A 13,729-nucleotide genomic window follows, 5' to 3' on the forward strand; every position below is an offset into this window, starting at 1 on the left:
TTTTCAAGTCTTGAGTGTGTGCATGTCCGATACCGGTTTTTCCGCGGCCCAGAACCAAGCCAGTACGTTGTACCTGCCACCTGGCTCTTGGGCGACGGTGCTCGATTGTCTGTGCGGGCACTTTCGTGCCATCGGCCGTGAGCAGTGGCTGGACCGTATTGCCCGTGGTCGGGTGCTGGATGGCAATGGCCAGCCCATAGGCGTGGACCTGGCCTACAAGGAAGGCTTGCGCATCCACTACTTTCGCGAAGTGCCGGATGAAAAACCGATCCCGGTGCAGGAGACCATCCTGTACGCCGATGAGCATCTGGTGGTGGCCGACAAACCGCATTTCCTGCCCGTCACTCCCGCCGGCGAATACGTCGAGCAGACGCTGCTGCGCCGCTTGATCCGCCGCCTGGATAACCCGTCACTGGTACCGCTGCATCGGATCGATCGCCATACCGCTGGGCTGGTGCTGTTCTCTGCCAACCCACAAAGCCGCTCGGCGTATCAGCAACTGTTCCCCACCCGTCAGATCGATAAATTCTACGAAGCCATTGCACCGGCCTTGCCTGGGCTGACATTTCCGTTAGTCCACAAGAGCCGTCTGGTCGATGGCGAACCGTTTTTCCGCATGCAGGAAGGGCCCGGTGTGAGCAACACGGAAACGGCAGTGCAGGTGCGTGAGAAGAACGGCGACCTGTGGCGCTATGGCCTGTTTCCGGTGACGGGCAAGAAGCATCAACTGCGCGTGCATATGACGGCGCTGGGTGCGAGTATCTGCAATGATCCGTTTTACCCCCAGGTTATCAAGGATGCCGTGGATGATTACGCCAACCCGCTCAAGTTGCTGGCCCAGGGTGTACGGTTTATCGACCCGGTGACGGGCGAGGAGCGCAGTTTCAGCAGCAGGATCAAGCTTGAGTGGTGATGTTTGCCACACGCCAGATACAACAAAGCCCGCTCAAAAGCGGGCTTTGTTGTATCTGGCGTTAAGACTTACAGGTCTTTAACGGTGCGAACCTGATCCTTGTTGATGCGGGTGCGCTTGCCATCCAGTTGTTCGAATTCGTAGAAGCCCGAATCCTGATCGAATTTAGGGGTATCGACAGCCTGGATTTCGCGACCGTCATTCAGGGTGATCACTGTTGGCGAGGCGCAACCGGCGAGGGTAGCAAGGCCCAGTGCAAGCATGAGAGCGGCGATGGTCCGTTGGGTCATGAGTCTTCTCCGAAAGTAATGCTGTATTGAGTTCTGACCTTGTGACGTGTGCAACGTCGGCAAAGTTCCTTGTCTAGCGCTCATTCTGACACGCTAGGGCGTGGGTGCAACAACTCTGGCGTATTGAGGTTGGCCAGGCGTGGGTCGTTTTCTGCGCAATCGAGCGCCTGTGCCCCCAGTTTCAGCAGGATCTGGCGCGGGCTGCGCTCTGCAGCCAGCCAGGCGTTTTCTACCGCCTCGCGCAGATGCGTCGGTATGACGCAGAGCAAAGGTTCCCAGAACGCGCCGTGGCGGATCATCACCGGCACCTGTGGGTGTTGCCGTGCGGTTTCGAGCAGGTCGGCCAGCAGTTGCCCATCGATGTGCGGCACATCACAGGGCAACACCAGTAAGTGCTCATGGCGTGCGGCAGTCAGCCCGGCGCGGATGCCGGCCAAGGGGCCGGGGAAGTCTGCACTGTCGTCACTGACCAACTGGTCGCCATAGGGGGCGTACTGCGCCTGATTGCGGTTGCAGGAGATGATCAGGTCGTCGGTCAACGGCCGCACCAACTGGTGCAGATGGGCAATCAGTGGTTGCCCGTGCCAGTCGAGCAGGCCCTTGTCCAGCCCGCCCATGCGCTGGCCGCGACCGCCGGCCAACAACAGAATCGAGCAGGGCAGGGGCGAAGAATTGAATGGCATGACGGCTCCGCAGGGGCAGTGAAATAGGGGGCTGTGATATAACATCGGGCTGTTCCTTCGACAACCGGACCGAGCCATGAAAGCCAAGGCTGATGCGCCTTTCGTACCTCTGAACATCGCTGTACTGACCGTCAGCGACACCCGTACCCTGGAAACCGACACCTCCGGGCAGGTCTTCGTCGACCGCCTGCTCGCGGCGGGCCATCGCCTGGCCGAACGGGTACTGCTCAAAGATGACCTCTACAAAATCCGTGCGCAAGTGGCGCACTGGATCGCCGAGGATGTGGTGCAAGTGGTACTGATCACTGGCGGCACCGGCTTCACTGGTCGCGACAGCACCCCGGAAGCCGTCAGTTGCTTGCTGGACAAGCAAGTGGACGGGTTTGGCGAGCTGTTCCGGCAGATATCGGTCGCCGATATCGGCACCTCCACCGTACAGTCCCGCGCCTTGGCCGGCCTGGCCAATGGCACCCTGGTGTGCTGCCTGCCGGGCTCCACCAATGCGGTGCGTACCGGTTGGGACGGGATCCTCGCCGAACAGTTGGATGCGCGCCATCGCCCGTGCAATTTCGTGCCGCACCTCAAGCTCGCCGAACCGTGTGAATCTCGTGGATAAGCCCGGCAAAACCGGTGCGTTGATGCCCGTAGAAGAGGCCCTTGAGCGGCTGTTGAGCATGGCCGAGGCTGCGCCGATCCGTGAGCAGGAACACCTGCCCTTGGCCGAGTGCGACGGGCGCGTGCTGGCCGAGGCGCTGGTGTCCACCCTCGACCTGCCGCCCTGGCCCAACAGTGCCATGGATGGCTACGCCTTGCGCACGGCCGATTGGGCGGGGGAACCGCTGGTGGTGAGCCAGCGCATCTTCGCCGGCCAGGCCCCTGAGCCCTTGGCGCCAGGTACCTGTGCGCGGATTTTCACCGGAGCCCCGGTACCCGAAGGGGCCGACTGCGTGGAAATGCAGGAAAACGCCGAGGTGCAGCCCGATCAGCGCGTGAGCTTTACCCAGGCGCTGCACCTAGGGCAAAACATCCGCCCCAAAGGCCAGGAGACAACTGTCGGTGAAGAAGTCCTGGCTGCCGGCACGCGTCTGGGGCCGATTGAGCTGGGCCTGGCAGCCTCCTTGGGGCGCGACCGACTGCCTGTGGTGCGCCGCGTGCGTGTGGCGGTGTTGTCGACGGGCGACGAGTTGATCGAGCCGGGCCTGCCGTTGGGGCCGGGGCAGATCTACAACAGTAACCGCCGAGTATTGTGCAGTTGGTTGCAGCGCCTGGGCTGCGAGGTGATCGACGCCGGTATCTTGCCCGATGACCTGGAGTTGACCCGTACCCGCCTGGGCGCACTGGGTGCGGTGGATTTGATTCTGTCCACCGGCGGTGTCTCGGTGGGGGAGGCCGACTTCCTCGGTATCGCTCTACGCGAGGAGGGTGAGCTGGCCTTGTGGAAGCTGGCGATCAAGCCTGGTAAACCGCTGACATTCGGCCATTTTCGCGGTGTGCCGGTGATCGGTCTGCCGGGGAATCCGGCGTCCACCCTGGTCACGTTCTCCCTGCTGGCACGGCCCTACCTGCTGCGCCGCCAGGGTGTCGAAGCGGTGCAGCCCTTGCGTTTCGAGGTGCCGGTGGGATTCGTCTGGGCCAAACCGGGCAATCGTCGCGAATACCTGCGCGGGCGCCTTGAGCAAGGGCGGGCGGTGATCTACCAGAACCAGAGTTCCGGTGTATTGCGCAGTGCCGCCTGGGCCGAGGGTTTGGTAGAAGTCCTGGAAGGCACCACATTGGCCATCGGTGACCGGGTGAACTTCATTCCCCTGAGTGAACTGCTGGGCTGAAGAATTAATTGACAGCCCAATGGCTTTTTTCCGCTTGCCGAAGGTCAACATCCCTCAGGTCCCCTGCAACGATAGGAGCTTCACCTCATGAGCACACCCAAGGCACTGCTGATTCTGCACGGCAAGCAAGCCCTCAATGAAGACGTGCGGGCGGCAGTGCAAGGTAAGCGTGAGCAGGGCTGGGAGCTGGCGGTTCGCGTCACCTGGGAGGGCGGCGATGCCCAGCGCCTGGTGGGCGAGGCGCTGGAGGCCGGTTACACACGCCTGATCGCGGGTGGCGGCGACGGCACGTTGCGCGATGTGGCCGAGGCCATGGCCCGCGCCAAGACTGACGCCAGCCTGGTGTTGATGCCCCTGGGCACCGCCAATGATTTTGCCCGTGCGGCCGGTGTGCCGCTGGAGCCGCGCCTGGCCCTGGAACTGCTGGACGTTGCACCGCACGCCATTGACCTGGGGGAAGTGGGCGGGCAGGTTTTCCTCAACATGGCTACCGGCGGCTTTGGCAGCCAGGTCACGGCCAACACCTCCGAGGATCTGAAAAAGGTGCTGGGCGGCGCGGCCTACCTGTTTACCGGCCTGTCGCGTTTCAGCGAGTTGCGGGCGGCCTACGGGGAACTGGTGGGGCCGGACTTTCATTGGCGCGGTGAGTTGCTGGCGCTGGGGATCGGTAACGGTCGCCAGGCCGGTGGCGGGCATGAACTGTGTCCGGGCGCGCTGGCCGATGATGGTTTGCTGGATATCAGCATTCTGCCGGCGCCTCAGGAAGTGGTCGGCACCTTGCGCAGCCTGATGACCGACGGCTGGGGCCTGGACAACCTGTTTGTGCGGGCACGCCTGCCGTGGGTGGAAATCAAGGTGGCCGAAGGGCTGGATATCAACCTCGATGGCGAACCGCTCAAAGGCAATGATCTGCACTTTCGTGCCTTGCCCAAGGCTCTGCAGGTGCACTTGCCGTTGGACTCACCGTTGCTGGCTAATCGTCCAGGCTGATGATCTGCTCGCGCACGGCAAACAGCACCAGGCCGGCGACATCGAAAATCTGCAGGCGCTTCATGATTTGCGAGCGGTGAGCTTCCACGGTCTTGATGCTCAGGCCCAGGCCGTGGGCAATCTCCCGGGTGGACTTGCCGCGCACGATCAAGCGCAGGATTTCCAATTGGCGTGCGGTCAGGTTGTGGCGCTGCACCGGCTGCGTGGTTTGCGACTGGCTGTGGATCAAGGCCTGGTTGATCACCGTGTGCGCGATGGCCGGGCTCAGGTAGCGCTCGTTATTGCGCAGGGCCAGCAACGCATGCTCCAGCTCGTTGGCGGTGGTGTCCTTGAGCAGGTAGCCGTGGGCGCCTGACTCCAGGGCACGCATGATCAATTGCGGGTCGGTGTGCATCGAGAGGATCAGCACTTTGCTCTTGGGGTAGGCGTGCTTGAGTTGCTGCAACGCATCCAGGCCGCTGGTGTGTTTCATCGACAGGTCCAGCAGGACGATATCGGGCTGCAAGGCAGTAAATTGTGCCAGCACCTGCGCGCCATCATTGGCTTCGCCGATCACGGCGTAGCCGGGGATATCGAGGATCAGTGCACGCACGCCGGCCCGGATCAGTGCGTGGTCATCCACCAGGAGTAAATTGCAGGTCACTCTAAAACCTTAGGCGGACTGGCCCGTTCGAGGGCGCGGGGCGCCCAGGGGAAAAGCGCCTCGATCCGTGTCCCGAAGCCGGGTTGGCTCCTGACAGACAACGTGCCTCCCAGTTGATCAATGCGCTCGGACATGCCCGCCATGCCTCGTTGCCCCTCCAGGCCGGGGTCGGTAGCGGGCGAGAATCCCTGGCCGTCATCACTGATAAACAGCGACAACCCCTGGGGCAGGCGTTGCAGGCGCACCAGCAGGTTGCGTGCCTGGGCATGGCGCAGCATGTTGGTCACGGCCTCCTGGGTGATACGAAAGGCCGCCACCGCCATCTCTTCCGGAATCCCGGCCAGGCGTTGCTGGCATTCCAGGCTCCAGTGCACAGGAGTGTTTTCCAGGGTCTTGAGCAGGTGCGCGCGCAGGCTTGCTTCCAGGCCCAGGCTGGCCAACTGCCGGGGGTTGAGAATGGCCGAGACGTCGCGCACCTTGGCCAGGGTTTCGTTGAGGGTGTTACACAGCACAGTGCACTGCTCCTGCAACTCTGCCGGCAGGCGACGCTGGAGCCAGTCGCCTTGCAGCTTGGCGGCGGTCAGCAGTTGGCCGATATCGTCATGCAGCTCGCGGCTGAGGCGATGGCGCTCGTTTTCCTGGACTTGCAACAGGCGGTCGGCCAATTCCTGGGGTTGAAACTTGATGGACTTGCGCGAGCGCCAACGCTGCAGGCCAACGGCGGCCAGGATGGCCAGGTTGAGCAGTAGCAGGAGTATCGGCAGCGGAGCCTGGTGGGCATATACCCACAGGCTGACAAGGGTCGCGCACAGGCACAGGCCAAGCGTGATCCAGCGAGTACTGCTTCGGGATCCGAACCTGGCGATAAGTGACTTGGGGCTGGTGTACATAGCAGATGGAGCCGATGGGTGTTCGCTGCGGGTAGACCGGTCACGACCGCTGACTGGGCTCTGTTTGAAAAGCATATTGAGTCTGATAAGAGTTCGAAGGCGTTCTCGGGGTTTTTACAGCATGCCGGTCAGCCACTTCGAACGCGGCAATAGTACCATCAACAATTACCGCTGGTCGCCTGGAACGGTGCTTAGTTCAACGATGGCTAGTTGTATTATTAATTTTGTCTTGCATCGTTATTACCAATGCTGGCTCATTGATAGTTGGCTGGCTAAATACCTCCTCGGGCACTAGTTGGGCACCCGCTGGCATGCCCGGATTAACCGCGAGGCCGGTTCAGGAGGCGTGGGGCACGGATTGGCGATAGGCGCTGCCAATGTCCTTCTGTGGGATCTGCCGGGCGACGGTTTCAATCAGCGTGGTTTGTTCCGCTTCATCCAGGCTGAGTTTGCCGGTCTTGATATCGATCAATTCCAATTGCCAGGCCAGTAATGTCAGGCAGTCATGCAGGGCTGAGAGCGCCGCATCGTGCAGTTGCACCGGGTTCTGGGCATTGCTGATCAGGACCTGGATATGCCGCGAAAAATTGCCGATGACCTCCAGCGCCATGGCGTCGGCTTTCTCGGCCAGTCGGGTCAGGCTGTTTTTCATGCAGTCGATGGCATCGTTGTCGTTGCGGATCAAATGCAGGTGGCTCAAGCATTCCTCCGACTTGGCCAGCAGCATTTCGGCCTCCAGAAGGAACTCGGGAAGTGCATCTTGCCACTCTTTACCGTCGTTCATCATGAAAGTCTCCACAACATACGGTCAGATAGTGAGATGTAGTACTGGCGTAATAGCTGCAAACTAGCGCCGAAATATGACCGGAATCTGTAGTTCGTTTCTGATTTTTTAGTAGTACTTTTATTTGGCTGATGAGCGTCGTGACTGCTGGCGCTGCTTGCAGTAGAAACATTCAGAGGCATTCGCATCACTTCGATTGCCCAGGTGTTAATGCCTGGAAGGCCCTTGGGCCGTGGGCTTGCGATAGCAAACAAAAGCCTGACTCCATTCATGCAATGAGAATGGCGTCACATTAATGGCTATTGGATATCGCGAATATCAGGTTGGACCCGATTGTGACTAGGGGAATCCCCTATGGCGTGGAACCTAGTGGTGTTTTGAGAGTCGCGCGTGGCTGACGGGCTGACAGTGAGATGACTTCAGTAAAGCATGATGTCAGTGTGACATCAATGCATTTGCGTGGCATTTTAGCGGGGGTCAAGGTCTGGCACTGTTTGCCGATAACCTCTTCCAGTAAGCAGCAAATCTTTCAGCGCACCCCAGGAGTCTTCAATGGCCGGCATTCTCGACACGGTAGATCAACGCACGCAATTGGTGGGTGAGAATCGCCTGGAGATCCTCATGTTTCGCCTGGCAGGGCGCCAGCTGTTCGCGATCAACGTGTTCAAGGTGCAGGAAGTCCTGCAATTGCCCAAGCTGACGCTGATGCCCCAGCGCCACCCGTTTGTCTGCGGTGTGGTCAACCTGCGCGGCCAGACCTTGCCGGTGATCGACCTGTCCCAGGCAATCGGCATGCGCCCGCTGGTGCCGGGGCCTAACAGCACCATTATCGTTACTGAGTACAACCGTTCGGTACAGGCCTTCCTGGTGGGCGGCGTAGACCGCATCGTCAACATGACCTGGGAGTCGATCCTGCCGCCACCAGCCAGCGCCGGGCGCCAGCACTACCTCACGGCGATCAGCAAGGTGGATGAGCAGTTGGTCGAGATCATCGACGTGGAAAAAGTCCTTGCCGAGATCGTGCCCTACAACGCCAAGGTCTCCCGGGAAAAGCTCGAAGACCCAGTGCTCGAACGGGCCCGTGGCCGCGAAGTGCTGTTGGTGGATGACTCCAATGTGGCTTTGTCGCAACTGCGCGACACCCTGGGGCAACTGGGGGTCAAGATGCATATCGCCAGCGATGGCCTCAAGGCGTTGAACATGCTCAAGGCGTGGGCGGACAGCGGTGTGGTGATGACCGACAAACTGTTGATGATCTTCACCGATGCCGAAATGCCCGAGATGGACGGCTACCGCCTGACTACCGAGATCCGTAACGACCCGCGCCTGCGCGGTCTCTATGTGGTGCTGCACACCTCGTTGTCTGGCAGCTTCAACGACTCGATGGTGAAGAAGGTCGGTTGCGACAACTTCCTCTCCAAGTTCCAGCCCGACAAACTGGTGGATGTGGTGCGCCAGCGCCTGATGCTGGATGAAATCCCGGCCTGATCCCCACCCCTGTAGGAGCTGGTTTGCCGGCGATGGCCATGAGTATCTACACAACTCTCTAATACTTCTGGGCTCTGGGCTCTGGGTTTTGGGCTGGTGCAGGGGACATATCCATTGCTGCGGTAACGGCGGCTAATGGTTCCGCTTTTACAGCGGCTCACTTTTGAAGAGTGCAAAAGTAAGCAAAACGCTTTTGCCCCATCACTCGGTGCCTCGCCTAGGCTCGGCATGCCCGCAGTCAGGCATTGCTCCGTGGGCCCGCCGCGATCGGCCATCCATGGCCGTGTCGCGGCTACCCGGGCATCCTGCCGGGGTGCCCACTGCGCAATACCTGTCTGCGGCCATCGTGGTTTAACGGGGCGCCTAAGATCAAAATCACAAGCAAAGCGAGGCGGCCTGACAGCCGACCTGATCGTCGAATCGTGCGCGTACCCCTGTGGGAGCGGGCTTGCTCGCGATGGTCGTTAACGATGACGTTGGGTATCTGACACCCTGTGGCGCTCTTACAGACACCATCGCGAGCAAGCCCGCTCCTACAGGTGATGGCGCCTTGAATGCCCGCGGATATTTTGATTCTGCCAGCGGCCTCGTATAGGGTGACGTTTTTGCTCACAGGAACCCAGGCTCATGCTTCGTCTCAGTGCGTTGTATCGGTACCCCTTGAAGTCAGGCAAGGCAGAAACCTTGGCGCATATCGGCCTGGATAAACTCGGGCTGGACGGGGATCGACGCTGGATGTTGGTGGATGAGGCCAGCGGGCGTTTCCTGACCCAGAGGGCGGTGGCGCAGATGAGCCAGCTGTCGGCACTCTGGAGTGCCAGCGGTGGCCTGACCTTGAGCGGTACCGGTCGGCCCACCCTGGAGGTGGCGTTGCCCGGCGCTGACGCCGAGTTGCGTGGCGTCACCATTTGGCGCGACACCTTGCGAGTTCCCGATGCCGGCGATGAAGCTGCACGCTGGGTCAGCGACTTTATCGGCAAACCGACCCGGCTGGTACAGGTGCCCCTGGAGCGTGCGCGCACCACGGCGGCCGGTTATGGCAAGGATGATGATCAGGTCGCGTTCGCCGACGGTTTCCCGTTGTTGCTGATTGGCCAGGCGTCCCTCGACGATCTGTCGCAGCGCATCGGTCGGCCCATGGAAATGCTGCGCTTTCGCCCCAACCTGGTGATTGAAGGCAGCGAGGCCTTTGCCGAGGATGGCTGGAAGCGTATCCGCATTGGCGATGTGGAGTTGCGGGTGGTCAAGTCCTGTTCCCGTTGCATCCTCACCACCATCGACCCGGCAACCGGTGAGCGCAGTGCTGACCGTCAGCCGCTGGCAACCTTGGAAACCTACCGTAAAGAGCCCGATGGCGTGATGTTCGGCCAGAACCTGGTCAATGACGGGGTTGGCCGCCTGGAAATCGGCATGCCGGTGACGATCCTCGAATAACCCTGGCCCCATGAAAAATGCCCGTCTCATCGAGACGGGCATTTTTTTTACGCATGGGAAAGGCTTAGCCGCGGTATTCGCACAGATAAGCAGTGTCCACGGCCACTTTGAGCTGGAACTTGCTGTCGGCAGGCACATTGAACTGGCTGCCGGCGGCGAAGGTTTCCCAGGCGTCGCTGCCTGGCAACTTGACGGTCAACGCGCCCGAGACCACGTGCATGATTTCCCGCTGGGCCGTGCCGAATTCGTATTCACCCGGTGCCATGACGCCGATGGTCGCCGGGCCTTCCGGGGTACCGAAAGCGATCGACTTGACGGTGCCGTCGAAGTACTCATTGACTTTGAACATGGGTGGATCCTCGAAAAAAGGGGCAAGAAAGGCCGGCCAGTATGCCTTCTACACGGGCAAAATCAACGGCAGCAAGCGTGCCGTGTTACGCGCATCTTCCAGTGCCCGGTGTTGCTGGCCGTTGAACTGCATGCCAGCCAGTTGCAACGCGCCATTGAGCCCCAGCGGCTTGTCCAGGCGCCGGGCCTTGGCGAAGCGTTGCTTGAGGTTCACATGACGCGTCTGGCCAAGCACACTGGCCAAGCTATGGCGCTGCCACTCCAACTCCAGTTGCTGGCGATCGTAGTCGCCCCAACTGGCCCAGCCTTCCAGGCGCGAATGATGCTGGCCCAGCCAGCGTTCGAACAGCGGCCAGACCTCGGTCAGCGGCGCAGCGCTGTCGATATTGGCCTGGCTGATGTGCGTCAACTGGCGGCAGAACGGCGTCAACAGTGGGCGGCGCAACGGCCGCACGAAACGCTGGAAGTGATCCAGCTCGCGGCCTTGACGGTTGACTAGGCTCACGCCGATTTCGATGATTTCCATCTCCGACACGGGCCAGCCGCCTTCATCCGTTGTGGCTTCAAGATCAATAATCAGCCAATGAGGCATCGCAGGTTCCCGTACTCATCCCTTTCTGATGGGGATAGAGCGTAGCCAAGCCTGGTAGTTCCGCCCAGGGCTACTCGATCTGCAGCAATACCTGGCGATTGCGCACCTGATCGCCGGCGGTGACGTGAATGGCCTTGACCACACCGTCGATGCCCGCCTTGAGCGGGTGCTCCATTTTCATGGCTTCGAGTACCAGCAGCAGTTGGCCTTTGCTCACCCTATCGCCTTCGCGCACCTGCGCCAGAATGATGGCCCCGTCCATCGGCGCCTTGACCGTACCGTTGCTGGCTGGCGCTTCACGACTGGCCACGGTTTGCGTCTGATTGCTCACGCACAGGCTGTTGCCGGCGTGCAACAGCCAGAGCTGGGTGCCTTGCAAGTGATAGGCAACCCGTCGCCGAACGCCATTGATGTCCAGGCTGGCCCAGCGCCCGTCGCTGTGGCGGATGTGTATATCGATGTTGGCGACTTGCACATGATCGTCCGCCAATAGCCGCACGCTGACCTCGTGACGGTGTTCATCGATGCCCAGGCGGTAGGTCCAGGGCACGTTGGCGTTGTTGCGCCAGCCCGCCAGGGCCGGGCGATGCACTGCCGCGCTGTGCCGATAGAACAGGGCGGCGGCCAGTGCCAGCGCTTCTTCGCTGATGGCGGGGCGGGCAATATCGCTGAAATGTTCGGCGATAAACCCGGTGCTGAAATCTGCCGCGACAAACTGTGGATGCTGGAGCAGGTCCGCCAGTAACCGCTGATTGCTGGGAACCCCCAGCAACACGCAGTCCTGCACCGCGCGCAGCAGCTTGCGCCGCGCCTCTTCGCGAGTGGCGCCATGGGCGATGATCTTGCCCAGCATTGGGTCATAGAACGGGCTGATGCGCTGCGGGGCCTGCAAGCCATGGTCGACCCTGACGCCGGCCGCCGGCTCCCAGCGCAGTACCTCGCCGGTTTGTGGCAAGAAACCCTGGGCCGGGTCCTCGGCGTACAGTCGCACCTCCATGGCATGGCCGGTCAGCGTCACCTGCTCCTGGCGCAACGGCAGGGGTAGGCCGGCGGCGATTTGCAGTTGCCAATCCACCAGGTCCAGGCCGGTGATCAGTTCGGTGACCGGGTGCTCCACCTGCAGGCGGGTGTTCATTTCCAGGAAATAGAACTGCCCGTTCTGGTCCAGCAGGAACTCCACGGTGCCAGCACCGACATACTCCACCGCGCGCCCGGCCTTGAGCGCCGCCTCGCCCATGGCCTGGCGCAGCTCGGCGGTCATGACCGGGCAGGGTGCTTCTTCGATGACCTTCTGATGGCGGCGCTGCACCGAGCAATCGCGCTCGCCCAGGTAGATCAGGTTGCCGTGGGCGTCGCCGAACAGCTGGATTTCCACATGGCGTGGCGCAATCAACGCCTGCTCCAGAATCAGCTCGTCGCTGCCAAACGCGTTCAGGGCTTCGGAGCGTGCGGTGTGCAACTGTTCTAGTAGTTGCGCAGGTGTATGCACCAGGCGCATGCCGCGTCCGCCGCCGCCGGCACTGGCCTTGATCATCAACGGGTAGCCGATGCGCTCGGCTTCGTTTTGCAGGGTGGCGTCGTCTTGTGCGCTGCCCTGATAGCCGGCAATGCACGGCACACCCGCGGCGAGCATGGCGATTTTCGACAGGCGCTTGCTGCCCATCAATTCGATGGCGTGGGCGCTGGGGCCGATGAATACCAGGCCGGCGGCGATGCAGGCCTTGGCGAACTCGGGGTTTTCCGAGAGAAAGCCATAACCGGGGTGGACCGCATCGGCGCCGGTGAGGCGCGCGGCGTCGAGGATCGCCTGAATGTTCAGGTAGGACTGCTGCACCGGGGCAGGGCCGATGTTGACGGCTTCGTCGGCCATGCGGACGTGCAGGGCGTTGGCGTCGGCCTCGCTATAGACTGCCACGGTGCGGTAGCCCAGGGCCTGGGCGGTGCGCTGGATCCGGCAGGCGATTTCGCCGCGGTTGGCGATCAGTATTTTATTGAAACTGGGCATGTTCGGTCCCTGTTTGATTGGTTGCGCAGGTGCGGGCTCCCACAGGTGATGTGGCGTTTTCAAGATCAACTCACCCACCTGGCCTTGCGCTTCTCGACAAACGCCCGCGTTCCCTCAATTCCTTCTTCCCCGGTCACCGCCTCGGCAAACCAATCGGCAGCCTGGTCCAGCAGCAGTTCCAACGGCTGATCCAGACTCTGGAGCAACAACGCCTTGGTCCGGGCATTGGCACGCGGCGCACAACGCAACACCTGGCCCAACACCTCATCCAGGCGCTGCGCCAACCCCTGGGGATCATGCTCGACAAAATGCACCACCCCCAGGCGATGCGCCTCGACCCCGTCAAACCGCGCCGCCGTCAACGCCAGGCGCCGGGCCTGTGTCAGGCCGATACGCTGCACCACAAAGGGTGCGATCTGTGCCGGCAACACGCCGAGGCTGGTTTCCGGCAAGCCGAACTGCGCCTGGTGATCGGCAATCGCAATGTCACTAACGCACGCCAGGCCAAAACCACCGCCCAACACCGCACCCTGCAACACCACGATCACCACCTGCGGCAATGCCTGGACCTCTTGCAGCAGCGCACCAAACACCCGGTTCAGATCTCGCAAGCCCTCGCGGCTGCTCGCACGGCTCATGTCCTTTACATCGCCGCCGGCACAGAAGTGCCCACCGGCGCCACTGATCACCAGCGCCCGCACGTGCTCGTCACCCGCAACATCCGCCAGCACCGCGCGCAGTTCGCTGACCATCTGCAAACTCATGGCATTGCGGCTCTGCGGGCGATTGAGGGTGATGTGCAGCACGCCGTTGTGCGGCTCCAGCATCAGCGTCTCGCAGGTA

General features: G+C 61.4%; 14 protein-coding genes and 1 pseudogene. 6 read left to right on the plus strand and 9 right to left on the minus strand.

Annotation, left to right across the window (positions count from 1 at the left end):
• Nucleotides 1–22 precede the first annotated feature (22 nt).
• A complete protein-coding gene (locus tag FJD34_RS09170; RefSeq protein WP_032862782.1) occupies nt 23–913 on the plus strand; it encodes a pseudouridine synthase in 891 nt (296 codons plus the stop codon).
• Between the two features lie 68 nt (nt 914–981).
• Here FJD34_RS09170 and FJD34_RS09175 read toward each other — a convergent pair whose 3' ends face one another.
• Both FJD34_RS09175 and mobA read right to left on the minus strand, forming a co-directional pair.
• Nucleotides 982–1,203: a YgdI/YgdR family lipoprotein gene (locus tag FJD34_RS09175; RefSeq protein ID WP_029298091.1), complete on the minus strand. Its 222-nt coding sequence runs from the start codon at nt 1,201–1,203 to the stop codon at nt 982–984.
• A gap of 80 nt (nt 1,204–1,283) precedes the next feature.
• Nucleotides 1,284–1,886, minus strand: a complete 603-nt coding sequence (gene mobA / locus FJD34_RS09180) for a molybdenum cofactor guanylyltransferase MobA (protein ID WP_032862781.1) — start codon at nt 1,884–1,886, stop codon at nt 1,284–1,286.
• 76 nt (nt 1,887–1,962) lie between these two features.
• Between mobA and moaB the strand changes: the two genes are divergently transcribed.
• The 3 genes and pseudogenes from moaB to yegS all read left to right on the plus strand — a co-directional run.
• On the plus strand, nt 1,963–2,502 hold the full coding sequence (gene moaB / locus FJD34_RS09185; protein ID WP_029298095.1) for a molybdenum cofactor biosynthesis protein B: 540 nt from the start codon (nt 1,963–1,965) through the stop codon (nt 2,500–2,502).
• Nucleotides 2,486–3,712 (plus strand): molybdopterin molybdotransferase MoeA, encoded by a 1,227-nt coding sequence (locus FJD34_RS09190; protein ID WP_090291513.1) that lies wholly within the window; start codon nt 2,486–2,488, stop codon nt 3,710–3,712. Before moaB ends, FJD34_RS09190 begins: the two co-directional genes overlap by 17 nt.
• An 87-nt stretch (nt 3,713–3,799) precedes the next feature.
• A pseudogene (gene yegS / locus FJD34_RS09195) lies at nt 3,800–4,724 on the plus strand (lipid kinase YegS); the annotation flags it as partial.
• Here yegS and FJD34_RS09200 read toward each other — a convergent pair.
• The 3 genes from FJD34_RS09200 to FJD34_RS09210 all read right to left on the minus strand — a co-directional run bounded on the left by FJD34_RS09200 (nt 4,686) and on the right by FJD34_RS09210 (nt 7,022).
• The gene (locus FJD34_RS09200) at nt 4,686–5,345 is read right to left on the minus strand and encodes a response regulator transcription factor (protein ID WP_032862776.1); all 660 of its coding nucleotides are present in this window, start codon (nt 5,343–5,345) and stop codon (nt 4,686–4,688) included. The pseudogene yegS and the gene FJD34_RS09200 sit on opposite strands and share 39 nt — an antisense overlap.
• Nucleotides 5,342–6,235: a sensor histidine kinase gene (locus FJD34_RS09205; RefSeq protein ID WP_032862775.1), complete on the minus strand. Its 894-nt coding sequence runs from the start codon at nt 6,233–6,235 to the stop codon at nt 5,342–5,344. The genes FJD34_RS09200 and FJD34_RS09205 overlap by 4 nt, the downstream gene beginning before the upstream one ends.
• Nucleotides 6,236–6,572: 337 nt before the next feature.
• A complete protein-coding gene (locus FJD34_RS09210; protein WP_032862774.1) occupies nt 6,573–7,022 on the minus strand; it encodes a hypothetical protein in 450 nt (149 codons plus the stop codon).
• Between the two features lie 549 nt (nt 7,023–7,571).
• On the opposite strand from FJD34_RS09210, the gene FJD34_RS09215 reads away from it, so the two are divergent.
• The gene (locus FJD34_RS09215) at nt 7,572–8,507 is read left to right on the plus strand and encodes a chemotaxis protein CheV (protein WP_065942574.1); all 936 of its coding nucleotides are present in this window, start codon (nt 7,572–7,574) and stop codon (nt 8,505–8,507) included.
• 627 nt (nt 8,508–9,134) lie between these two features.
• Nucleotides 9,135–9,941: an MOSC domain-containing protein gene (locus FJD34_RS09220; RefSeq protein WP_032862772.1), complete on the plus strand. Its 807-nt coding sequence runs from the start codon at nt 9,135–9,137 to the stop codon at nt 9,939–9,941.
• A 64-nt stretch (nt 9,942–10,005) separates the two neighbouring features.
• Here FJD34_RS09220 and ppnP read toward each other — a convergent pair whose 3' ends face one another.
• The 4 genes from ppnP to FJD34_RS09240 form a co-directional block, all read right to left on the minus strand.
• A complete protein-coding gene (gene ppnP, locus FJD34_RS09225; RefSeq protein WP_032862771.1) occupies nt 10,006–10,290 on the minus strand; it encodes a pyrimidine/purine nucleoside phosphorylase in 285 nt (94 codons plus the stop codon).
• A 48-nt stretch (nt 10,291–10,338) separates the two neighbouring features.
• A complete protein-coding gene (locus FJD34_RS09230) occupies nt 10,339–10,881 on the minus strand; it encodes a 3'-5' exonuclease (RefSeq protein ID WP_090291512.1) in 543 nt (180 codons plus the stop codon).
• Nucleotides 10,882–10,951: 70 nt separating this feature from the next.
• Nucleotides 10,952–12,886: an acetyl/propionyl/methylcrotonyl-CoA carboxylase subunit alpha gene (locus FJD34_RS09235; RefSeq protein WP_090291510.1), complete on the minus strand. Its 1,935-nt coding sequence runs from the start codon at nt 12,884–12,886 to the stop codon at nt 10,952–10,954.
• Nucleotides 12,887–12,951: 65 nt separating this feature from the next.
• Nucleotides 12,952–13,713, minus strand: a complete 762-nt coding sequence (locus tag FJD34_RS09240) for an enoyl-CoA hydratase/isomerase family protein (protein WP_090293181.1) — start codon at nt 13,711–13,713, stop codon at nt 12,952–12,954.
• Nucleotides 13,714–13,729: the final 16 nt, after the last annotated feature.

It is taken from the genome of Pseudomonas brenneri (assembly GCF_007858285.1).
GTDB lineage: Bacteria > Pseudomonadota > Gammaproteobacteria > Pseudomonadales > Pseudomonadaceae > Aquipseudomonas > Aquipseudomonas brenneri.